This window comes from Ornithinibacillus contaminans (assembly GCF_001038425.2).
GTDB lineage: Bacteria > Bacillota > Bacilli > Bacillales > Amphibacillaceae > Ornithinibacillus > Ornithinibacillus contaminans.
Genome location: NZ_LDPV02000017.1, coordinates 1 through 21,370, shown reverse-complemented (window position 1 = coordinate 21,370; position 21,370 = coordinate 1). Strand labels below are relative to the sequence as shown.

General features: G+C 37.6%; 26 protein-coding genes and 1 other RNA gene. 7 read left to right on the top strand and 20 right to left on the bottom strand.

All coding sequences use genetic code 11. The annotated features are described in order from the left end of the window. Nucleotides 1–9 precede the first annotated feature (9 nt). Together tmk and JF53_RS03065 are read right to left on the bottom strand one after the other, a co-directional pair. Complete coding sequence (tmk, locus tag JF53_RS03070; RefSeq protein WP_047980696.1) at nt 10–645, bottom strand: dTMP kinase; 636 nt, start codon at nt 643–645, stop codon at nt 10–12. A gap of 18 nt (nt 646–663) precedes the next feature. Then, the gene (locus JF53_RS03065) at nt 664–2,085 is read right to left on the bottom strand and encodes an aminotransferase class I/II-fold pyridoxal phosphate-dependent enzyme (RefSeq protein ID WP_047980695.1); all 1,422 of its coding nucleotides are present in this window, start codon (nt 2,083–2,085) and stop codon (nt 664–666) included. A gap of 111 nt (nt 2,086–2,196) precedes the next feature. Between JF53_RS03065 and JF53_RS03060 the strand changes: the two genes are divergently transcribed. Then, a complete protein-coding gene (locus JF53_RS03060) occupies nt 2,197–2,664 on the top strand; it encodes a hypothetical protein (protein ID WP_047980694.1) in 468 nt (155 codons plus the stop codon). A gap of 71 nt (nt 2,665–2,735) precedes the next feature. Here JF53_RS03060 and JF53_RS03055 read toward each other — a convergent pair whose 3' ends face one another. Together JF53_RS03055 and JF53_RS03050 are read right to left on the bottom strand one after the other, a co-directional pair. Beyond that, the gene (locus tag JF53_RS03055) at nt 2,736–2,930 is read right to left on the bottom strand and encodes a sigma factor G inhibitor Gin (RefSeq protein ID WP_047980693.1); all 195 of its coding nucleotides are present in this window, start codon (nt 2,928–2,930) and stop codon (nt 2,736–2,738) included. A 99-nt stretch (nt 2,931–3,029) separates the two neighbouring features. Beyond that, complete coding sequence (locus tag JF53_RS03050; RefSeq protein ID WP_047980692.1) at nt 3,030–3,296, bottom strand: pro-sigmaK processing inhibitor BofA family protein; 267 nt, start codon at nt 3,294–3,296, stop codon at nt 3,030–3,032. A 272-nt stretch (nt 3,297–3,568) separates the two neighbouring features. Here JF53_RS03050 and JF53_RS03045 point away from each other — a divergent pair, with 272 nt between their 5' ends. Further along, nucleotides 3,569–4,279: a hypothetical protein gene (locus tag JF53_RS03045; RefSeq protein ID WP_047980691.1), complete on the top strand. Its 711-nt coding sequence runs from the start codon at nt 3,569–3,571 to the stop codon at nt 4,277–4,279. Between the two features lie 97 nt (nt 4,280–4,376). On the opposite strand, the gene JF53_RS03040 is transcribed toward JF53_RS03045, so the two are convergent. After that, a complete protein-coding gene (locus JF53_RS03040; protein ID WP_047980690.1) occupies nt 4,377–4,649 on the bottom strand; it encodes a hypothetical protein in 273 nt (90 codons plus the stop codon). 114 nt (nt 4,650–4,763) lie between these two features. Here JF53_RS03040 and JF53_RS03035 point away from each other — a divergent pair, with 114 nt between their 5' ends. Both JF53_RS03035 and JF53_RS03030 read left to right on the top strand, forming a co-directional pair. Beyond that, nucleotides 4,764–4,976, top strand: a complete 213-nt coding sequence (locus tag JF53_RS03035) for a hypothetical protein (protein WP_047980689.1) — start codon at nt 4,764–4,766, stop codon at nt 4,974–4,976. An 81-nt stretch (nt 4,977–5,057) separates the two neighbouring features. After that, nucleotides 5,058–5,633, top strand: a complete 576-nt coding sequence (locus JF53_RS03030) for a dihydrofolate reductase family protein (protein ID WP_047980688.1) — start codon at nt 5,058–5,060, stop codon at nt 5,631–5,633. A gap of 90 nt (nt 5,634–5,723) precedes the next feature. Here JF53_RS03030 and JF53_RS03025 read toward each other — a convergent pair whose 3' ends face one another. From JF53_RS03025 to tadA, 6 genes are all read right to left on the bottom strand, one after another. Then, on the bottom strand, nt 5,724–5,951 hold the full coding sequence (locus JF53_RS03025; RefSeq protein ID WP_047980687.1) for a YaaL family protein: 228 nt from the start codon (nt 5,949–5,951) through the stop codon (nt 5,724–5,726). A 17-nt stretch (nt 5,952–5,968) separates the two neighbouring features. Next, nucleotides 5,969–6,565 carry a recombination mediator RecR gene (recR, locus tag JF53_RS03020; RefSeq protein ID WP_047980686.1) on the bottom strand — a complete coding sequence of 199 codons (597 nt, stop codon included), beginning with the start codon at nt 6,563–6,565 and terminating at the stop codon, nt 5,969–5,971. 10 nt (nt 6,566–6,575) lie between these two features. Beyond that, nucleotides 6,576–6,896 (bottom strand): YbaB/EbfC family nucleoid-associated protein, encoded by a 321-nt coding sequence (locus JF53_RS03015; protein WP_047980685.1) that lies wholly within the window; start codon nt 6,894–6,896, stop codon nt 6,576–6,578. Between the two features lie 28 nt (nt 6,897–6,924). Further along, complete coding sequence (gene dnaX, locus JF53_RS03010) at nt 6,925–8,613, bottom strand: DNA polymerase III subunit gamma/tau (protein WP_047980684.1); 1,689 nt, start codon at nt 8,611–8,613, stop codon at nt 6,925–6,927. 214 nt (nt 8,614–8,827) lie between these two features. Continuing rightward, nucleotides 8,828–9,093, bottom strand: an RNA gene (gene ffs / locus JF53_RS17050) — signal recognition particle sRNA large type. 66 nt (nt 9,094–9,159) lie between these two features. Continuing rightward, nucleotides 9,160–9,621: a tRNA adenosine(34) deaminase TadA gene (tadA, locus tag JF53_RS03005; protein WP_047980683.1), complete on the bottom strand. Its 462-nt coding sequence runs from the start codon at nt 9,619–9,621 to the stop codon at nt 9,160–9,162. A 92-nt stretch (nt 9,622–9,713) separates the two neighbouring features. On the opposite strand from tadA, the gene JF53_RS03000 reads away from it, so the two are divergent. Continuing rightward, nucleotides 9,714–10,247 carry an isochorismatase family cysteine hydrolase gene (locus JF53_RS03000; RefSeq protein WP_047980682.1) on the top strand — a complete coding sequence of 178 codons (534 nt, stop codon included), beginning with the start codon at nt 9,714–9,716 and terminating at the stop codon, nt 10,245–10,247. 95 nt (nt 10,248–10,342) lie between these two features. Beyond that, nucleotides 10,343–11,635, top strand: a complete 1,293-nt coding sequence (locus JF53_RS02995) for a glycoside hydrolase family 18 protein (protein WP_047980681.1) — start codon at nt 10,343–10,345, stop codon at nt 11,633–11,635. Nucleotides 11,636–11,879: 244 nt separating this feature from the next. Here the strand turns inward: JF53_RS02995 and JF53_RS02990 are convergent, their stop codons facing one another. The 5 genes from JF53_RS02990 to JF53_RS02970 all read right to left on the bottom strand — a co-directional run bounded on the left by JF53_RS02990 (nt 11,880) and on the right by JF53_RS02970 (nt 16,220). Next, nucleotides 11,880–12,431: a hypothetical protein gene (locus tag JF53_RS02990; protein ID WP_047980680.1), complete on the bottom strand. Its 552-nt coding sequence runs from the start codon at nt 12,429–12,431 to the stop codon at nt 11,880–11,882. A 123-nt stretch (nt 12,432–12,554) separates the two neighbouring features. Continuing rightward, nucleotides 12,555–13,259 carry a DUF5694 domain-containing protein gene (locus JF53_RS02985; protein WP_157052456.1) on the bottom strand — a complete coding sequence of 235 codons (705 nt, stop codon included), beginning with the start codon at nt 13,257–13,259 and terminating at the stop codon, nt 12,555–12,557. A 252-nt stretch (nt 13,260–13,511) separates the two neighbouring features. Next, nucleotides 13,512–15,227: an acetate--CoA ligase gene (acsA, locus tag JF53_RS02980; RefSeq protein ID WP_047980679.1), complete on the bottom strand. Its 1,716-nt coding sequence runs from the start codon at nt 15,225–15,227 to the stop codon at nt 13,512–13,514. A gap of 322 nt (nt 15,228–15,549) precedes the next feature. Continuing rightward, entirely contained in the window at nt 15,550–16,035 is a 486-nt protein-coding gene (locus JF53_RS02975) for an MltG/YceG/YrrL family protein (protein WP_047980678.1), read from the bottom strand. Continuing rightward, a complete protein-coding gene (locus JF53_RS02970) occupies nt 16,032–16,220 on the bottom strand; it encodes a hypothetical protein (RefSeq protein WP_047980677.1) in 189 nt (62 codons plus the stop codon). The genes JF53_RS02975 and JF53_RS02970 overlap by 4 nt, the downstream gene beginning before the upstream one ends. Before the next feature lie 231 nt (nt 16,221–16,451). Here JF53_RS02970 and JF53_RS02965 point away from each other — a divergent pair, with 231 nt between their 5' ends. Further along, nucleotides 16,452–16,946: a DinB family protein gene (locus JF53_RS02965; RefSeq protein ID WP_047980676.1), complete on the top strand. Its 495-nt coding sequence runs from the start codon at nt 16,452–16,454 to the stop codon at nt 16,944–16,946. Between the two features lie 65 nt (nt 16,947–17,011). On the opposite strand, the gene JF53_RS02960 is transcribed toward JF53_RS02965, so the two are convergent. The 4 genes from JF53_RS02960 to JF53_RS02945 form a co-directional block, all read right to left on the bottom strand. After that, entirely contained in the window at nt 17,012–17,326 is a 315-nt protein-coding gene (locus JF53_RS02960) for a hypothetical protein (RefSeq protein ID WP_047980675.1), read from the bottom strand. A gap of 110 nt (nt 17,327–17,436) precedes the next feature. Beyond that, complete coding sequence (locus JF53_RS02955) at nt 17,437–19,578, bottom strand: ABC transporter ATP-binding protein/permease (RefSeq protein WP_047980674.1); 2,142 nt, start codon at nt 19,576–19,578, stop codon at nt 17,437–17,439. A 14-nt stretch (nt 19,579–19,592) separates the two neighbouring features. Then, entirely contained in the window at nt 19,593–19,817 is a 225-nt protein-coding gene (locus tag JF53_RS02950; protein ID WP_047980673.1) for a hypothetical protein, read from the bottom strand. 124 nt (nt 19,818–19,941) lie between these two features. Beyond that, nucleotides 19,942–21,270: an IS3 family transposase gene (locus tag JF53_RS02945; protein WP_047982140.1), complete on the bottom strand. Its 1,329-nt coding sequence runs from the start codon at nt 21,268–21,270 to the stop codon at nt 19,942–19,944. Between the last annotated feature and the right edge of the window lie 100 nt (nt 21,271–21,370).

The window sequence follows — 21,370 nt, the reverse complement described above, 5'->3', positions numbered from 1 at the left end:
CCCCCTAACTTATTTTTTGTTGCTTAAATATTGGGTTATTAATGTTAAACTGTCTTCCGCAACCTTTTCCATCGTTTGATCGGCATCAATGACGTGAATTCGTTCTGGAAAACGGTCGATAAGCATCTTGTATGCTTGATACACTTTTTCATGGAAATCAATATTTTCTAAGTCCAATCGATTTCTTTCGCGGTCCTTATTGGCCGCAATTCGTGCCAAGCCTTTTTTGGGTTCTATATCAAAAAATAACGTTAAATCTGGCATGTAATCTTGGATGGCAAATTGGTTAATCGCGAAAACTTCATCAATGCCCAGTCCTCTTGCATAGCCTTGATACGCGAGACTACTATCGATAAACCGATCACAAAGAATAATTTTTCCCTGTTCTAATGCCGGAAGAACCTTTTCAACAAGATGCTGTCTTCTAGCAGCGGCATATAATAATGCCTCTGTTCGTCCGTCCATTGCCGTATGTTCCGTATTTAAAATGATGCTTCGAATTTTTTCTGCAATATCGATACCACCGGGCTCTCGTGTTGTTATCACATCATACCCTAAGTGCTTTAGTTTTTTCTCTAATGAATGAAGAATAGAAGTCTTACCTGCTCCTTCGCCACCTTCAAATGTTATAAAATAACCACTCACGTAATTCTTCTCCTTCGGTTACCGTTCAAAAACTTGAATCCCTTGTTCAATAGCATGATGCTGAAAGGTAGCCCCTTGTTGTATTAAATGCTGGATTAGGCGGATTTGTTCTTCGGTAATCCGCTCACCTTTTAAAATAACAGGTATTCCTGGTGGATATGGAATAATCGCTTCTGCCGCTACTTGGTCCTTCGCATGCTCTATCAAAACAGTCTTTGTTCGTAGCCTATGCATTTGTTGATAGGTTACGGCTAGTTGTTGAATCGTTTCTGTAAATAAATCGCTTGTATCTATTGTAGCATGGTTTGGCTGTTTTTTTAATTGTTCATTTAGGCTTTTTATGGTTTTTTGTAGTTTTTCGGACTTCTCAAAGCCTTTTAGACCATGAATGAACAACACTTGCCTATCTGTTGCCAGCTCCGGATAGATCCCATGTGCTTCAAACGCATCCGCTACCGCGAAACCAGATAGACCATCTTTCATTTGTAACGTGATTTTTAATGGATCGTTACTAGTAACCACTTCCCAATGTTCGCCATGTTGAAACATACGCTTCACTTGGTGGGCACTTGTAAGTATGTTCTCTCTATCATTTTCTGTTCGTGTTGCTAGATAGGCTCTTGCACTATCCAAGGAAGCCATTACTAAATAGGACGGACTACTGGATTGGAGCATTTGCAAATAATGGCCGACGAGCTCCTTTGATAAAAAGTTAGACTTTATATGCAAATAAGACGCCATCGTTAGGGCCGGTGCCATCTTATGAGCCGATTGCACGACGATATCTGCTCCAAGCGCTAGTGCTGACGTTGGAAATGGCTCACCCAATGCAAAATGTACACCATGCGCTTCATCAACTAGAACAGGAATTTGATGATGATGTGCCAATTCAATCATTTCTTTAATAGGATAGGTTTGGCCAAAATAATCAGGATACGTGAGCACCAATGCCTTAGCATCTGGATGCTCTGTAATTGCTTGTTCAACCGTTGAATAGCTTGGTGCCGTATAGCGCTGTACGGATGGATCATATTCTGGACTAATAAAGATCGGATTCGCCCCGCTTAGTTCCAATCCATTCATGACCGACTTATGGCAATTCCGTTGCACAATGATTTTATCCCCTGGTGCACAAGCAGCTAAAATCATTGCCAAATTTCCTACTGTGCTACCGCCAACTAAGAAAAACGTATGCTCCGCACCGAAAAAATCGGCCGCTAATTGCGCTGCTTCCGAAATAACACCCTGTGGTGCATGCAAATCATCAAGCCCCGTTAGCTCGGTTACATCCAGTGGCAATATCGATTCAAAATATGCCTTTATATCATCCGGAAAAACCGCTCCATTCTTATGACCCGGCACATGAAAAGAAAGTGGTTCTTTTTTGGCAAAGCTGATTAATTGCTCCATTAATGGCATCTGCTGCTGATTACGATTCATGACAAAATTCCCTTCCATGACTAATACCTTAATAGTATCATAAGAAAAAAAGAAGGTGTCCAGATAGCACTGGACCGCTCGACTAAAACTAGGGATAGGTGGTGAACGATATTGACGGAGCAAAAGGAAAATGAAATCGTTGAAATTTGGCAGCCTGTAACAAGCCTAAAAGGAAAGCATCTAGATTCTCTTCATTTTGTAGAGGTAATGAGACATAACGATTTTTTCCAGATTACACTTCAGGATTTAGAAGGGAATTTAGTGGATATTATATATGACGATCCACAAAAGGTTTGTTCATTAGAATATGTTGTGTGGAGTTTCCGGTACGGTACAGAATTAGGTGCACTTGGGAAGCATAATCGTAAAATGATAAACACTAATAATCGTAAAGATGAAAATGCAATTTATTTTGCTAAGGTATTGAATTCGAACTACATTAAGGCTTTTGACAACAATCCTATCGCGAACCAAACATTATTCCCAAACGTTGAACACCATCTATATGCAACTGGAGATGAAATTCTCGAAGTAATAACGAATTATGAACCTAGATTTATAGAACGGCCCAAAAAATAAATAATCCTAAGCTAGTGGGGCGACATTACCTGCATATTGCATCGCCTACTTAGCTTAGGATGTTTTTAGTTTCATAAAAATAAGGTTGGTTGATTAATATTTTTTAATTTTTGCAGATAATAGTTATACTTTTCCTCACGAGGTTCTGTATGGATCATATTGTACTCACATTCTGTACAAATAAACATGTTGTATACATGTATACCCCGATGCTTCTTTTCCTCACAAATACCACAATACTCTAATTCTACTATTCTTTCTTCCATTTTCCCCACCTCCGTTAAACTAATAACTAGTTTGTCCAACATTAACGGAAGCTATACTTTGAAACTTTGAAACTTTGAAACTTTGAAACTTATAGGTCATTACGAAAGAATAATCATATGGATAGCTGCAAGGGAAGCAACACCGAATAACCCTAAGAAGCCTGAAATAACAGCCGTAAATAAATTGATGGGGATATGCAATCCAAACGAGCCACCAATTACATTAAAAAAGAACAAAAATAAAATACCGATTCCTAGTTTAACCACACCACTCACCAGAAAACGCATTGGCTTAAATGACGACCCAACAAAAAGTAATAATACAATCACAGCAACCATGATTGAAATAACAATAGTAGAATTCAACCGACATCAACTCCCTTTAACTTGTCCCTTATAAGTAAATATGATGAGGGAGTGGGAAATAGAACTGATTGGTTTTATAAAATACTATCGTTTCCATGTAAATCTTACGGAAAAGCACCCGTACCAATAGCGTTGAACTTACAACTGTTACTTTTAATCCAGAGGAAGAACAAAAATAGATGTGACACAAGGAGTAATCTGATTAATAGGTTGTATTCAGAAATTTACATTGTTATTCTAAAAGTAGAATATTCGGGGGAAGGGAGAAATATATGAATAAACGCTATGGATTGGCAGCATTCGTTATAGTAATGGCTCTTTCAGTTTTTGTAATAATTCACAACGCAAAAGAAGAGAAGCCAAAAGCATATACTGAACCGCACCAGGATACTGAAACGGAAAAAGCTAAAACAAAATCCGATGAAATAATAGAGAACCTATTAGTAGAAAATGACAAAAAGGATTTCGAAATTCAAGTAGAAAACAAGAGGTTATTGGAAAAGTATTCGGAAGTTGTGAATTACATCCAGGAATACGAGCTGCCGAAAACAGGAGTTACAAGAACGAATGACGATTTGAATACAGTAGAGTATGAAAATGGATACCATTTCAGTCTGAACAGCAAAAGAGTAATAAGTAGAACATGGGATAAAGAAGATGGACCCAAAGAACCGACAGAAGGACAACGTTTAGGGGTCGTAATAGGATTAATTGAGGATATTGATTATGAACCTACACTCATCTCAGAAAACGATCTACCTACAATCATAGAAAAAGACTTATTTACGCTATACGATATATTCTTGTACGCCGAAAACTATCCGGTAATTCAAGACTGGGCGAAAGAAAGCTATGCACTCCTGGAAGAAGCGCAAATATTAACGGATTCCGATTTCGAAAAAGCGATGGACCTATTCCTGCAGGCTCACGAAAACATAGCAGATATGTCCAAAGTGATGACCTTAGCTGCCGGCGGAAAATAGGAGACTAATACATCCGATCATCAATTTTTGATTTTCGGAACCATACATTAGTTTCCTTATAAAGAAAAGTTGAATATGTTAGTCATCAATGCAGGAATTAACGTAAAGCTGCATTGATAACTAGTCCCCCAAAATATATCACCGGTATTATCGCTATTATAATTCCTAACCATAACTTCTTAAAGTGGAGCACTAACCCTATTACCCAGATCGCAATTAACCAGAAAAATTGAGGAGTTGGGAATTCTTCTCCACCATATCTTTCCGCTATACCCCCAGATGCGAAAAAAATGGTAAGGGGGATTATGATTATTCCAGTAATAACGAAGTATAATGTTCGAAAAATCGTTAGAAAAATGCTTTTACTCATAGCTAATACCCCCTTGTAAAATTCCCGTTTTTTTATATATTTAACAAAAATTCTAAATAATCAGTGTAAAGTTTTTACATTTAGTATACAATAAATATAAGGGGGTGACTACCCGTGTTATTCTTGGGAATAATACTCAGCATTATAGCCGTGCTGTTTTTATTTGCTTTTATTTACGACTATTTCACGAAAAAGAAAAATGTTCGCTTTAAACCAGATGAAGCGCAGAAATTCGAAACTACTTCTCAGCGGATATATAAGGAAGCACACAATAATCAAGTACGGGAAAACATCAATAACCATAATTCAATTGGCCCTTTTTCATAAGGCTTTGTTACGTTAGTTATTGATATTCGACTAATAGTACTAACGCTCTGGTGGAAAGGTTTGAACAAAGGAGATTTGAAAATGAGAAAACTGATTCTATTTCTGCACGCATCGCTTGACGGTTTTGTAGAAGGGCCAAAAGGTGAAATGGACATTGGCTGGGTTTCCTACGATGCAGATTTGGAGAAACACGCGAAAGAAATTCTGAGTACTGTTGACACTGTCATTTGGGGACGTGGGACTTATCAGATGATGCACAGCTACTGGCCATCTGTGCCATCAAACCCATCAGCATCGCAGCATGAACTGAATCATGCCGAGTGGATCGAAAAGACAACCAAAATCGTTTTTTCCACAACGCTAGAGAAAGTTGAATGGAACAATTCCAAATTGGTGAAAGAAGATGTCGAGGAAGAGCTCAAGAACCTTAAACAGCAGCCTGGCAAGGATATGGTCATCCTCGGCAGTCCTAGGTTGGCACACTACCTTATGCAGCTTGATTTAATAGATGCGTATAAAATTACGGTTTCTCCAGTCCTGATTGGCAGCGGATTGCCGTTATTCCAAGGTCTCAAGGAGAAGATTAATCTTAAACTAATGGAAAACAAGACCTTTGATTCCGGAGCCATAGGTCTCATTTACCAGACGGTAAGATGATGTTAGTCGTAGTCAATACCAACATTAAACTTTAACCTAGTTTTTCATAAAAAAAATTCTACCCCTATGATTGGAGTAGAATTTATTTTTTTATTTACTATACCTTACTGCACTTATCTTGCGGTGCTTTGCTTCGCGCAATAAAAATAAATACTTTGCTTGTGCGATTTTTTCTGTGCTTCTACCATTGATTGATGAGTCAATGCTTTTACTGACGATTGATTTAATTTGCTTCCATTCGTGTTCAATCGAGAAAATGGAATCTAATAACAGCTCGTCAACCTCTCGTTTCCTACGTCTCTTTTTCTTTCTTCCCACAAGTTTTCACCTTACTTCTATAAGTCTCTCCTACCCTCTAATGCTTTTGATAATGTCACTTCATCGGCATATTCCAAATCGCCGCCAACCGGTAAACCATGGGCAATTCTCGTCGTGCGAATGCCAGATGGTTTTACCAATCGTGAAATGTACATTGCGGTTGCTTCTCCCTCAATGTTAGGATTCGTCGCCAAAATGATTTCATTCACTTCTTCATCCTTTAAACGATTTAACAAATCTGGAACATTTATGTCTTCCGGACCAATTCCATCCATTGGTGATATGGCACCATGAAGCACATGATACTTACCGCGGAATTCCTTCATTTTTTCCATCGCTATCACATCTTTTGGATCTTGAACGACACAAATGATGGAATTATCCCGTGATGTATCCGAGCAAATGACACACGGATCCTGATCGGTAATATGTCCGCAAACCGAGCAATGTGTTAGCTCACGCTTGGCATTGACTAAGGAATTCGCAAATTCAAGGACATCGTCATCCTTCATATTTAACACAAAAAAAGCCAGACGGACTGCCGTCTTCGGCCCAATACCTGGCAATTTTGTAAAGCTGTCAATCAGCTTTGAAATCGGTTCTGGATAATACATGAGTCTCCCCCTAGAACATTCCTGGCATGTTTAGCCCTTTCGTAAACTGACCCATGGTATCATTGGTCTTGTCATCGATTTGTTTCAACACATCATTTGTTGCCGCAATAATTAAATCTTGAAGCATTTCGATATCATCTGGATCAACTACTTCTTCTTTAATAACGACATCGGTAATTTCTTTTTTACCATTTGCTTTAACGGTAACCATTCCACCACCAGCAGCCGCTTCAAACGTCATTTCGTATAATTCGTCCTGTGCCTGCATCATTTTCTTTTGCATCTTCTGCATTTGTTTCATCATATTGCCCATATTTCCCATACCTTTCATGGAAAAACGCCTCCTTTAAATTTAAATGTTAGTCATGTATTTCGATTAAATCATCGCCAAATAGCTTTTTCGCTTCCTCCACTACTGGGTCCTCAGCCGCTTGTTGGTCTGGATTCGCTTGTTCTTGACTCTTTACATAATCATTTCTTAGTTCTTGCCAATCATTCGCTGGAATTGGAATGATGGTAAGTTGTTTATTCAGTACGCTTGCAAGTACAGACTCGACCAGCTCGCGGTTATCCAAGAAAAGTGCACAGTGAATTTCATATTTAAAGGCTACTACTAGTGAGGTATCCGATGCTGCCGCTGGTTTTGAATCCTGAATCGTCGCATGTGCCGGAGCACTTGCTGCCTTTAGTTTATTTAAAAACGCAGCCCATTGTGATTGCACTTCTTTTAATGCTGGTTTTTCCGCTTCTTTTAATACGTTCCGAATTCGTTCAAACGGAACCTTATAGCTGTTTTTCGATTGTCGCTGCTGCCGTTTTCGTTCTGGCTGTGGTGTTGCGGCCGTTCCTTGTACAGGAGGAGCCTCTTTTAAAGTAGCTATTTCTTTTTCTAGCTGAGCCAGCTTCGATGTTAATTGCATGACCGCATCAGATGACGCGACATCGGACGATTCTGTTTTTTCCTGGTAGCGATTCGTAATCGTAATGACCGCAATTTCAATAAATACCTTTGGATTATTCGTCCACTTCATTTCTTGCTGGCATTGATTTAATTGCATAATCGCTTGCTGGATCCACGCTTCAGAAACCGCCGTTGCTAACGTTTGAAACGCCTCATCAATGATTGCTCTTTCTAAAATGCCCTCTAAATTAGGAGCGCTTTTATACAATAAGAGATCACGCAAGAAGTAAATAATGTCATACACAAATCTCGCTGGATCCTTACCATTCTGAATAAGTTCATCGACCATATTCAAGGCGGACTGAATGTCTTGCTGATGCATTGCCGATACAATATCAGTTAAGATTTTCTGCGATACTCCGCCTGTTACAGCCAAAACATCGTCTAACTCTACCCGGTCTTCGCTATACGAAATGGATTGGTCTAAAATACTCAGCGCATCTCGCATTCCGCCATCAGCAGCTAGTGCTACAGCATCTAATGCTTCTTTGGCAACGGTAACTTCTTCGGCATCCAAAATCGTTTGCATCCGCTCCACAATCGCTTGGTTGGTAATCGGTTTAAAATCAAACCGCTGACATCTTGAAATAATCGTCAATGGAATTTTATGCGGTTCTGTTGTTGCCAAGATAAATACAACATGCTTCGGTGGCTCTTCCAATGTTTTTAACAACGCATTGAACGCATTAACCGAAATCATGTGCACCTCATCAATGATGTATACCTTATATGGCACCACACTAGACGCATATTTTACTTTATCACGAATTTCGCGAATATCATCAACACTTGTATTGGATGCAGCATCAATTTCAATAACGTCCGAAATGGAACCATCCTGAATACCACGACATGCGGCACATTCATTACACGGCTCTTTCACTGGGGCATGCTCACAATTGATTGTTTTAGCAAAAATTTTCGCAGCACTTGTCTTTCCCGTTCCACGTGGGCCTGAGAACAAATAAGCATGCGAGAATTTCTCTTGTACAATGGCATTTTGTAATGTTCGGGTGATATGGCTCTGGCCTACAACGTCCTGAAACGTCCGTGGGCGCCATACGCGATACAATGCTTGATAGCTCATAATTAATTCCCCTCTATGATTTCTACCTAATTATACCGATTTTAAGGTTGAATGTGAACCAGGATAGCATAATTTGAAAAAGAATTTGGAAATGAAGATTTATTGTAAGGAAAATAGATAAGTGTTGCCACTTTGGGGTTCAAAAATTCGATAAATAAGGTGAGGTACGACAAAGCCTCCTGTATAAACAAGAGGCTGTTAGTCCATATGTATGCCGTGCACCCACCGTCGATGAAATGACCACATGCGTTACTTAAGTTCATGGCTCAGTCTAGGTGACCCTGCGGCACACAGAAATGACTACTTACTGCTGCTTCCTTCCGGACCTGACAGGGTTCGTAGGTTTCTGTTGCGCAGGACCTAAACGTCAACACCAATTCCTTAAGGCAGACCACACGGTCACCCACCTCGTGATGGGAATTCGGCCTCGCTATAGCGGATTGCGAGTACAGGGCACCGCTACCTCCCCGCTTAGCACGGTAATATCCATTATAACATGTTGCGTTGAAATTGCAATGACGATCACGGTGAGATAATTTGGTAATCTTATGATTTGCGCTGCTTTCGTAATGCTTTAAAAAACGATGTTAACAAGTCACTACATTCCGTTTCTAATACACCCGCTGTCACGTCTACTTGATGATTAAACCGTTTTTCATCAAGTAAATTCATTAAGGTGCCAGCACATCCAGCTTTCGGATCAAACGCACCAAATACGACCCGTTTAATTCGGGACTGCACAATCGCTCCTGCACACATTGGGCAAGGCTCCAGTGTGACATATAATGTACAGTCTTCTAAGCGCCAGCTACCGATTGTTTGATTAGCTTCTTGAATCGCAACCAGTTCCGCGTGGGATAATGTTTGTTGGGTTAACTCCCGAACATTATACCCAGTGCCAACCACTTTGTCCTGGTACACGATAATAGCGCCAATTGGTACTTCATTTTGTTCCTCTGCTTTTTTCGCTTGCTCGATGGCAAGCTGCATATAGAATTCATCATTCATTCTAGTGTCAGCTCTCTTCTTACAACTGAATAATCTATTTTCAGATTATCAATACTAATGATTCACACGCTTTCTTGGGAGGTTGTTCACTCGTGACGTTTTCATTAGCTAAAACAGCTGTTTTATTTATTGATATTATCAATGATTTTAAGTTTCATGGCGGTGATAAATTACTTGCGCATACAAAAGAGATTTTGCCAAACTTACTAAAGCTTCGGCAATTTGCAGAGAAGCATCACGTGCCAATCATCTTTGTAAATGATCACTATGGTCTCTGGCAGTCTGAACCAGAGCTTATTATTGATTATTGCTCCAATGAAGCAAGTGAGCCAATTATTGAAGCCTTAAAACCCAAAGAAAATGATTTCTTTCTCATTAAACCACAGCATTCCGCTTTTTTCCAAACACCACTCCACTCACTTTTAACCGACTTAGGAAAAACGCATATAATACTCGCGGGCATTGCTGGAGATATTTGTATTCTTTTTACGGCAAAGGATGCCTACATGTATCACTTTACGATGCATATTCCGAAAAATTGTATGGCATCAGAGGAGAAGGAAGGAAATGATTATGCACTTTACCTCATGCACTCTGTTATGAAAGCAGCGATTGATCCAATCTAATAGACATAACCAGCTAACTCCCTACATACAGTTTTATATAGATACATCACGTGTGTTCATTTTTTTATGAGCACAAGACATCGAGGAGGGAGTTTATGCAAATTCATGTAGTTTCAGGTGGAGATTCGCTATATTCGATTGCCAGTACCTATGGCACTACGATAGAGGCATTAATTAATGCAAATGAATTGGATGCACCAGCCAATTTGGTTATTGGGCAATCGTTAGTTATCCCGATTGTTGGGCAATTTTATTTCGTACAGCCGGGTGACAGCCTCTATAGCATCGCCCAGCGTTTTGGCATGTCGTATCAAGAACTGGCACGTATTAATAACATCCCCGTAAACGCTGCGCTCAATGTCGGGCTACGCCTTTATATACCGGAGCTTCCCAAGCCAGATATTACCGCCAATGCCTATGTGGAACCAACGGGTGGAACTGTATCACAGGCATTAGAAAATTCCGCAAGAAGAAATGCACCATATTTATCCTACCTAGCACCTTTTAACTATCGGGTTAATCGGGATGGTAGCTTAACTGCACCACCATTAAATGATTTCAAGGCCATTGCCGATGCCAATAATGCATCACTGATGATGGTAGTGACGAATTTAGAAGAGGGCGCATTTAGTGCCGATCTGGGGCATATTATTGTTACGGTGCAAGCCGTCCAAAACACCTTGCTTGATAATATCGTCAATACGGCCCATCAAGTAGGATTTACCGATGTGCATTTTGATTTTGAATTCTTACCGCCAGAGGACCGGGATGCATATAGCACATTTTTACGGAAAGCAAAGGATCGCTTATCACAGGAAGGATTATTAATGTCAACCGCGCTTGCTCCAAAAACAAGTGCGACACAAGAAGGCGATTGGTACGAGGCACATGATTATGGTGCCCATGGTACCGTTGCCGATTTTGTTGTGCTTATGACGTATGAATGGGGCTATAGTGGTGGACCAGCGATGGCGGTATCCCCTATTGATCAAGTACGCCGAGTAGTGGACTATGCCTTAACCGAAATACCGGCTGATAAAATTTTATTAGGGCAAAATTTATATGGCTATGATTGGACATTGCCATATGTTGCTGGCGGGGAATATGCGCGAGCAGTAAGCCCACAACAAGCAATTGCCTTAGCACGCGAACATAATGTTCCAATTCAATACGATACTACGGCACAAGCTCCATTCTTTACTTATTGGGATGCAGAAGGGAATCAGCATGAGGTATGGTTTGAGGATGCCCGTTCCATCCAAGCAAAGTACGACATGATTAAGGAATTAGGCTTACGTGGGATTAGTTATTGGAAGCTTGGATTATCGTTTCCGCAAAATTGGTTGCTGTTGCGTGATAATTTTAATATTACGAAGTCAAGTTCATAACTAGACAAAGAAATCCTCCAGCATTTAAGCGTAAACAGTTCTGCGAAATACAAAATAACATCATAATTTAGCAAGTGGATTAGCAAATTAATTCACTTGCTCTTTTTGCTATAGCAACGTTTTTACACTTTTTACATTGAAAATTACGATTTTTAAAATGGAAAACACGTGAGGAAGGATTCCTTAAGCAACATCATGCTTGTTTTATAGTTGTTATTGTACTAACGCATCTGTTCGTGCCACTTTATTTCGCTTTATATTTGATTGAGATTTCTTTACTCAAAGAATCTGACATATAATCAAACCTATAATGTATAATTAGATTTGGTTCTTCCCATTCCAATTTATATGCACCTTCCGAAAAAGGCTTATATCCATCGTCTGTTTTAATGTCGGTTAAATAAGTCATATAGAAGCCTAAATTCGATAATTGGTACAGACGACCATAACCTCTTTCGATCACTACAAATTCCTCTTGGTTATCTGGAGAAGAAAACGTTGTGTATTCTGCCTCTGATAATAAATTCGGAAGTGATGGTATTATTATAGAAAACATCCCTACCACAATTATGACCGCTTTTATGACTCTATCTTTAAACAGATAAGTCAAAGACGCTATCGCCGAAATTATTAGCAAATTTGAAATTGTATTATGACTAATTCCAGTTGGTGGGGTTCCTATTTGTACATTTATTCCATTTGTACTTAACAAGATAAAGGTAAAAAGTAATAAAATACTTATAATAAATGTGAAAACAGCTATTTTAAATAATTCTTTTGTATTACTTTTTTCCATTCTTTGTCACCACCTTTGAACAAATACAGTAAATCCTTTTTCCACAACCCTGCTCCGTTAGTTGAATAGGCCTTTTAAACAATCGTGCTCAATTTGGGTATATCCGTCTAAAAAGTTCTATTTTTAGGACAGACAACTAAGAGGTTCAACGACCTCACAAATTTCACTCTCTTCAATAAACTTTGTAACAATAGAAGAGTGCCCCACACCTACAATGAATAAAATACGCTCATCTTCAGAATCAATAAGACGGGTTAAATTAGCAAACATTATTAGATTCCTTTTATACCACCAACTTAACCAGTTCATAGCAACATAATTATTAAAATCACCAATGCGTGCAATATTCAAATGAATTTTATGCAACTTGTTAACTATGGTGGGAGCGTTTATTTCTTTGTAGTAGTCTATTACGCTTTTGCCTTCAGACAATACAGGGAACTCTAGCTCCTCGTATATTTCATCTAAAATTTCTGGTTGATTTTCCTCTGCCCAACTCTCAACTTCCCCATAACCCATATCTGCATCGCCCATCCAATCAGTCGGGTAAATCTGTTCGTGCTCCAGCTTTAAACCCAACCGAAAGCCTACTTGAAATATTTCATTCATCCCTAATTCGTATGTACCCAATTTAAATTGATTGAATTTCTCATTAACAAATTCACTATCTTCTGGTTCCATTTCAACTGCAATCTTTGTTGGTTTAAATTCCGCTAACTTTGATACTAGTTCCTCCATTTCAGCTTGTCTTTTTTCAGAATATAAATCCTCATGCTCAGACATGTGAAATGTTCCAAGTACAAGAACTTTTGCTTTTTTTGGTTTCAATGATTTCCCCCCTCTTTTTAGTGACCGCCCCTTTAGTTTAAGAATTTCTCTTCACAATCTACATTCATCTTACCATAATATTTATCGTATTCAGACTATTTGTTAGGGATCTTTAAACAAATAGTACAATAAAAGGCTCCGCCAAATTCTATGACGAAACCTCTTATATAAGTATCTTTAATTAATCCTTGCTATTGCGATTTTGCACGCTATAACAGAACCGTTTAATTTATGCGTGCTGGAGGATTTATCTTATTCCTCTAATGTCGACGTATCCCCTGTTGGAAGACCAAGCTCCCAAGACTTCAGTAATCGACGCATTATTTTACCGCTTCGGGTCTTTGGAATGGTTTCACGTACTTCGATTTCCCTTGGTGCAGCATGTGCACTTAATCCCGTTTTCACAAATTGACGGATATCCGCTAATAGTTCATCCGTTTCCTCAACACCTGGATTCAAGGTAATAAAGGCTTTGATGATTTCGCCTCGTTCTGGATCTGGTTTTCCGATTACACCAGCTTCTGCAACTGCAGGGTGTTCGATTAGCTTACTTTCCACCTCAAACGGTCCAACACGTTCACCCGATGTATTGATCACATCATCAAGACGACCTTGGAACCAGAAGTAACCATCTTCATCGCGATACGCACTATCGCCAGATACATACCAGCCGTTTACAAAATAACTGTCATACTTACTTGGATTTTTCCAAATTGCACGCATCATCGATGGCCAACCAGCCTTTATTGCCAAATTACCCATTTGATTTGGTGGTATTTCATTTCCTTCATGGTCAACAATCGATGCTTCAATTCCTGGAATTGGTTTACCCATGGAGCCAGGACGAATTTCTTCCGATGGCAGGTTTACAATCAGCTGCGCGCCAGTTTCGGTCATCCACCATGTATCATGGATCCGTAAATCAAATGCTTTCACGCCCCAAGTAATTACCTCAGGATTTAATGGCTCCCCAACACTTAAAATATGGCGGAGCGTGCTTAAATCATGCTGTTTCACCAGCTCTTCTCCAGCACTCACTAGCATTCTAAGCGCCGTTGGTGCCGTATACCAGACGGTAACCTTATTCTTTTCTAGTGTTTGGTACCAATCCTCTGGGCTAAAGCGTCCGCCACGAATAACATTGGTAACCCCATTTAGCCAAGGGGCAAATATTCCGTAGCTTGTTCCGGTAACCCAGCCCGGGTCTGCCGTACACCAATACACGTCATCTTCTTTTAAATCCAATACCCATTTCCCTGTAGCATAATGCTGAATCATCGCATTATGCACATGATAGACACCTTTTGGTTTGCCTGTTGAGCCAGATGTATAATGGATGAGCATGCCGTCCTCTAAATCAACCCATTCGATTGCAAAGGAATCACTTGCCGCTTCCATTTCATGGTTAAAATCAATATATTTATCCGATTCTTCGTCAAAATCGCCTATTAAGATAATTTTTTCTAACTTAGGTAAATCTTCTTGTGGAACACGTCCTAATAATTCTGGTGTTGTGATCAGCATGGTTGCTTCACTATCCTGCAGGCGATCTCGTACTGCCTGTTCCATAAATGCTTCAAATAATGGTCCAGCAATTGCGCCAACCTTTAATATTCCAAAAAAGCTAACATAGAATTCTGGGCTTCTAGGCATGAACAAAAACACACGATCGCCCTTTTGAATGTCATGTTTCTTCAAGACATTGGCGAACTGATTACTTCGCTTACTTAGCTGTTCAAAGGTTAAGGATTCTTCTTTTCCAGGTGCTGAATAGAGTAGTGCAATTTGATCTTTTTTAGCCGGATTTTCCGCATGACGATCAATTGCTTCGTATGCAATATTTACTTTACCTGTTTCATTCCATGTAAAGACTTGATTTAAATCCTCCCATTGGAAGGTTTCCCTTAGTTCTTGATAGTTGCTTAAGTTGTGGTTACCTTCTCTTGCCGGGATTCGTTGCATGTCCATCTAATCACCTCATTTGAAATATTTGAAACCGATTACATTTCATAAATTGTGAAATGTTAAAACTTTTAATTAGTTTATATTCTAGACCATTTTATGATTTTTTTAAAGGGTTTATCACAAATTAATGGAATTTTTGTACTGTTTAACCCTGTTCTGCGTATTGTCCGCTTCGGAAAGATACTCCGCTAAGATACCGCATCATTCTGTTTTAATTAGCAACTATATTGCTTCTCAAAAAAACCGAACTAACTTTATGAGAATAATTCCCATTTTTAGTTCGGATTTTCTATGAATAATAGTTATTTACTTACTATTACATACCTTAATTCGTAATGATCGTTGCGATCTGTTCATAACTCATTTGGTCTGTTACTTGATATGTACCGACGCCAATTATGGATTGATACCCTTGTGTTTCTAAATATTGATTAAACTCCGTCGCGTCATCGACAATTCCGTTTTCATATAGGAGATCGGATACATCGATGGAGGACATTCCACTTTGAATCACGAGCTCGTATTCTTTTATGCTCGCTTCAGTAGATTCTTCTGGTTCTTCAACGGTTTCTTCTTTTTCCTCTACATCATCCATGTTTTCTTCCGGTTGCTTCTCTGCTGAAGACTTAGGCTTGTCCGCTTCTTTTTTAGTAATCTCGTATTCTTGCTTTTCTAAGAAAGCAATTGCTCCGTCTATGGTGTATTCCTTTTCCTTTGTTACGGCTTCTTCCGGATTCGTGTAGTGGACATAGGCTAGTAGTCCAGTAGCTAATATAACACCTAATGATATTCCGCGTAATAAATCTCTCATTCTTCGTATTCCACCATCAATTCTTCTTCTAACACTTTTATTCGCTTATTCAAATTATAATATTCCACAGTTTGTCTGGTACTTAATTCCTCATAGCTTGTCTCTGCATCAAACTTTCGAACTCGAAAAGACACTAGAAATACTAGCACGGCAAAAACAACTAATAAAATAATAGCTACAACCATTTTTTCACCTCAAATTTCCCAAAAATAAAAACACCGAATTAGACGTCTAAAGTCTATCCAGTGATTTTAGTATACAACAATTGGCGGGTTATGTGTTAAGAAAGTCGGTGATTACTATTCTAGCAATAGCCATTAATTCTTTCACGGTAAACTCTACTTATGATAAAATTATGTTATCAGAATTTTCGGTACTAACAGAAGTCAAAAGGATTACATTGGAGGGAAATGAAAATGGATGCAAGGACACTTTTGTCACAACAATGGGCAAGCTGCTTAGATAAAGAAGATTGGTTTCCACCACTTGAATGGGTGCTAGAGAAAATTACGTTTGAACAGGCACTTTGGAAACCAGATGAGGGGGCAATGAATTCCATTTGGGAAATAGTTTGTCATTTACTGTTCTTTGAAAAAAGATATCTGATGCGATTTCTTGGTGAAACAGCGAATGAACCACAGGCAAAAAATAATACGGATACATTTCGATTACCAACAGAGACGATAGAAAATTGGGAGAAAACAAAGCAAGAATACTTTTCTGTTCATCGAAAGCTTGGACAAATTCTAGCAACAGCAGATCAGGAAGATTTGTATAGAGAGGTTCCGGGAGAAGATAATTCATTAGTTCTTGAACTGAAGAGCCTAGCAATGCACGACGCATATCATATTGGGCAAATTGTACTTATAAGCAAACTGCAAGGAGCTTGGCCAGAGGAACGTAGTTTTTAAAGAAGAATATGGTATAAAGCAAATAAATAAGAAGGTTATCTATTAATAGATTAGCCTTCTTTTGTTTATTTACTATCATCTAATAATGTTTTATATTCATCTACATCATCAAAATTTTGAGGGAAACCTCCAGGAGTATCACTGATGTTTACCATTACGAATGGGTTACCATCATTTAGTTTTTCTAGCTTCAAATAAAACAAATTATCCTCTTCTAAGCTGATAGTAAAAGGTTGTTTGTCGCTAGCCAGTACATATTTACCATTTTCAACTTTTTCATAGTTTCCTCTATCAACTTCTCTATTATCAATATATTGGATAAAACTTTCCTCTTCCGGTTGAATAGATAGTTGATTAAAAATATCGTTTTCTATATTCACCTTTTACTTAACAAAACAAAAACCTTGCTGATGCAAGGTTTTTGTTTTGTTGTTCATTTTTTATAAGAAGGACCTAGTTATACAAAGGATAATACTCTGCGAAAGTTAAATTAATCTTTTAATAATTTTATTAAGTTATTATTTTTAATTCCTTTAACTCCCCAAATGATAGAAAGTGATACGATAAGAATAACAAGTAGAGATAAGGAAACAATATTTTCAAATGCTAGTAAATTTACAAAAAGATGACCATACTTACTAGTATTTAAAAATACAAAGTCAGATAAGAAAGCTAATAAATAAGCAATTAAGAAATAAACAGTGAAAATTACGCCATTTTCCAAAGATATTATTTTGATTATATCTTTTTTGGAATATCCTTGACAAAATAAAATAGCGAATTCTTTGGTGCGGTCGTAAATATAGCCTTTATTAAGGAAGATTACAACTAAACCAATAATTACAGCAATTATGATAGAACCTACAACTAAATTCCGAACTAACGAGTGGTATACAAAAGATAAATCTCCATTCTTTAAATCATATTGTGAAATGAATTGATATTTAGGGAAAACATTCTTTAATTCATTATAGACACTACCAAAGTTTTCTTCATTGTCAACCACAATTATCATTTGATCAAAACCTATTCCCATAGCTTGTTTAAAATGTTGGATATCTTTAATAATATTTTCGGAATATTCTTCTGTTGCTTTATTTATTTTATAAGCTTGTACATGAAATTGATAAGCCTCTTCGTTCAATTTATCTTGGATATCATTTTGATGAAAGTAACCCACATAGATTGGATAAGATGGCGATAAATTATATCTATATCCCGTATCATAAATACCGACAATTTTATATTCCTCGGTAATCATGTCATTTTTAGCAGAAGTAACATCTAATTCAATTGTACTATTAATTATATCTTTATAATTTTCTGATTCCGATATCATAAAAGCATATAGATCTGGAATTAATATTTCTTTTGAATCATCCTTAGGAAACTCTCCTGAAATTATATTTATATTATTAACGTTGTAATTATGAATGACTGAAAAAGGAACGCTCTGTGCTGTTAATGTAAAGGTTATGGATTCTCCATTTCGAATCTGGGCAAGATCTTTTCTTAAAAATGCAGGTATCTTTTCATAGTCTAATCTATATTCAAATCGATTTCCTTCATGATCATAAAAAGATTGTATACCTTCCATTGTAAGTTCAATTTTATCGATATGTTGAATGTTTTCGACCTTTTTAATATCTTCATTTGAGAACCCAATTCGTTTCCCATTATGACTTGCTAGAATATTATTCTCTTTTAATTCCTCTGCTGCTTCAGAGGTTAATTTCTGAGTACTAAAGACAATGGATTTATTATCCACTCCTGAAAAAAAGTTAGTAAATGATTCTAATGAAGCCGCTTGAAAAGCAGTAAAACTTAAAATGAACAGCATTAGAATAATTACAATTGGTACTCCTAATAAAGAAATTCGTTTCATTTTACGAAACACACTTAAAAATGTATAGAGAAAAACATGTTTTTTTTGTTTAGTTTTTTCTAATTGATATGATTTTTGTTTTGGTTCACTATATTCATGTTCGTTTTTTGAATAAGTTTGATTAATTTTCCCATTTTCTAACTTAAAAACTATATCTGCATACTCAAGAATTGAATCATCGTGTGTAATGACAAAGAATGATATTCCTTTATTTTTTAATTTACTGATATAACTCATGATTTTTTCGGTTGTCATTCCGTCTAAATTTCCTGTAGGTTCATCAAGTAAGATAATCCTTGGAGAACCTAAGACTGCACGCCCGATTGCTACTCTTTGTTTTTGCCCCCCACTAATATTTTTTACAACTTCATCTTTTAACTCAAGTAAGTCCATACTTTCTAGAACAGAATAAATTTCATCCCCTTTATACTCACCTGATAGATAAAGATTTTCATAAACGGTTAATTGTTCAAATAATTTAAAATCTTGAAAAACCATTTTTATTTCATTGGTCCTTAGATGATCCCAGTCTTGCTTTTTGTATGCTTTGCTATCTTTTTCAAATAATTTATAAGAACCTTGATAGTCATTATCTAAACCGAATAGTATATTAAATAAGGTGGTTTTGCCACTACCACTTTCCCCAGTTAAGACATAAAGACTAGAAGGATTAGTTAATTGTAGGTTAATATCATTTAAAACAATTTTATCACCAAAAGATTTTGTTAAATTTCTTAAATCTAACATAGTATCCTCTTTTCTTAATGGTTGAAGTACGGTGTGAACCATACTTGAGGTGATGCTGAAATACGACCTTGCTTATCCTTTAAAGGTGCAGACCAATGAGTAGTGCTGTATTCTTGATGAGCACCAATTTGTTTAGAACTACTGCTCAAAATTTTACTTCCTGCGCCCCATACTTGAAATTGAAAGTAATATGGAGCTTCCATCGCGCTTGTTGCACCAATTTTTGAGGCCCCATTCACATCATAACCCCAACTAGAACTCCATGTACCTTGAGCAGCTGAAGCAAAAATAGGTGAAAGTAAAATAAGAGTAGCCCCTAAAATACACTGGCACCCGTGTCAAGGACACTTATAAAAAAAGAGGTTATGCAGATAATAGATGATTCCTATATTGAATAGGGGTCATCTTTTTTAGATTCCACTGATAACGGTAATTGTTATAGTAAGTCATGTAATGATTGATTTTCAATTTTAATTCCTTTAATGTTTTGGCTGATTTATAATCTACTTCATCCTTTAGGTGACCAAAAAATGATTCTTGAGGAGCGTTGTCCCAACAGTTACCCCTTCGTGACATAGACTGGCCTAAGCCATACTTCTTTAAAAGTTTTTGGTATCGTGGGCTTGTGTAATGGCTTCCCTGATCCGAGTGAATGAAGGCATCTGAATCAAGAGGGACCTTCTTATTGTTCATCAATTTATGGACCGTCTGGATTGCGATATCCAAAGTGATTCGGTCAGACACATGGTAAGCCAGGAGTTCATTGGTAGAACCATCTTTTATGGTTGACAAATAAGCCATACAATTACCGTTATATGGCAAGTAGGTGATATCCGTCAATAATACTTTTCCTGGGACTCCTTGCTTAAATTCCCTGTTTAATTTGTTTGGTACAACCTGGTGCTCCTTTGTCGCCTTTGCGATTTGTTTATAAGGATTCGCTTTCCTGTGAGGGCAGACAATTCCGTATTTCTTCATGATTCTCTGTATCTTTTTACGACTAAGAATAAGATCATACTCATTCTCTAGGATCATTTTAATGGAACGTGAACCTTTCTTATAACCTCTGCGGTTAAAAGCTTCTAGGATGATTTCCTTCACTTCTAAATCTAGCTGCTCTCTAGCCTCCCGAACGACAGATGCCTTCAAGCAACTATAATATCCAGAACGTGAAACACCTAAAAGATCACAAAAGTATCTAGTCATCCTTTTAAAACCATTTTGTTCAATTGTCTCTTGAATCAATTGATATGCTTTACTTGGGCTTAGATTTTCTCTTGTGTTTAGCAGCCTCCTTTCTATCACTTCTAGCTTTTTTAACAGCTCCACCTGTCCTTCCAAAAGCTTGATTCGTGCATTTTGCCTCTCGATCACTTCAGAAGGTGTAAGCTCCCGTTTCAGGGTTCTGCCAGATTCTGTTTTCCTTGTATCAGTAAGCCCTATTAACCCTTTCGTTTCATAAGCTTTCTTCCACCGGCATGCGGATTGTTCAATGCGTTTTATCCCAATTACTTCTTCATCAAATCCACTCTCCATAAAGATTTGTCGTGGGAGTTTACCAGTTAGATACTCATCCATAAACCTATTCTTGAAAGCATCCGTGTAAGTGATGGATTTCTCACTAACGCGTTGTACATTTGGATTCTTTTGAAGTGCTTTTATCTCTTTATCTGAAAATATTATTTTACTCATGATATCTCCTAGTCCCCGTATTGTGAAATTTAATTATATATAAAAATACCTGTAGATAAAACACTCTTTTTCAAGTGTCCTAACTACAGGTACCATTTTA

Bases quoted from the DNA above. Each gene is read 5' to 3' on its own strand.
- JF53_RS03055 (WP_047980693.1), bottom strand. From the start codon at position 2,930: ATGGAAGAAAGAATAGTAGAATTAGAGTATTGTGGTATTTGTGAGGAA.
- JF53_RS03065 (WP_047980695.1), bottom strand. From the start codon at position 2,085: ATGAATCGTAATCAGCAGCAGATGCCATTAATGGAGCAATTAATCAGC.
- JF53_RS02995 (WP_047980681.1), top strand. From the start codon at position 10,343: ATGCAAATTCATGTAGTTTCAGGTGGAGATTCGCTATATTCGATTGCC.
- JF53_RS03015 (WP_047980685.1), bottom strand. From the start codon at position 6,896: ATGAAAGGTATGGGAAATATGGGCAATATGATGAAACAAATGCAGAAG.
- JF53_RS02955 (WP_047980674.1), bottom strand. From the start codon at position 19,578: ATGTTAGATTTAAGAAATTTAACAAAATCTTTTGGTGATAAAATTGTT.
- JF53_RS02945 (WP_047982140.1), bottom strand. From the start codon at position 21,270: ATGAGTAAAATAATATTTTCAGATAAAGAGATAAAAGCACTTCAAAAG.
- dnaX (WP_047980684.1), bottom strand. From the start codon at position 8,613: ATGAGCTATCAAGCATTGTATCGCGTATGGCGCCCACGGACGTTTCAG.
- JF53_RS02975 (WP_047980678.1), bottom strand. From the start codon at position 16,035: ATGAGAGATTTATTACGCGGAATATCATTAGGTGTTATATTAGCTACT.
- JF53_RS02970 (WP_047980677.1), bottom strand. From the start codon at position 16,220: ATGGTTGTAGCTATTATTTTATTAGTTGTTTTTGCCGTGCTAGTATTT.
- recR (WP_047980686.1), bottom strand. From the start codon at position 6,565: ATGTATTATCCAGAACCGATTTCAAAGCTGATTGACAGCTTTACAAAA.
- JF53_RS02990 (WP_047980680.1), bottom strand. From the start codon at position 12,431: ATGGAAAAAAGTAATACAAAAGAATTATTTAAAATAGCTGTTTTCACA.
- JF53_RS02965 (WP_047980676.1), top strand. From the start codon at position 16,452: ATGGATGCAAGGACACTTTTGTCACAACAATGGGCAAGCTGCTTAGAT.
- acsA (WP_047980679.1), bottom strand. From the start codon at position 15,227: ATGGACATGCAACGAATCCCGGCAAGAGAAGGTAACCACAACTTAAGC.
- JF53_RS03040 (WP_047980690.1), bottom strand. From the start codon at position 4,649: ATGAGTAAAAGCATTTTTCTAACGATTTTTCGAACATTATACTTCGTT.
- JF53_RS03045 (WP_047980691.1), top strand. From the start codon at position 3,569: ATGAATAAACGCTATGGATTGGCAGCATTCGTTATAGTAATGGCTCTT.
- JF53_RS03030 (WP_047980688.1), top strand. From the start codon at position 5,058: ATGAGAAAACTGATTCTATTTCTGCACGCATCGCTTGACGGTTTTGTA.
- tadA (WP_047980683.1), bottom strand. From the start codon at position 9,621: ATGAATGATGAATTCTATATGCAGCTTGCCATCGAGCAAGCGAAAAAA.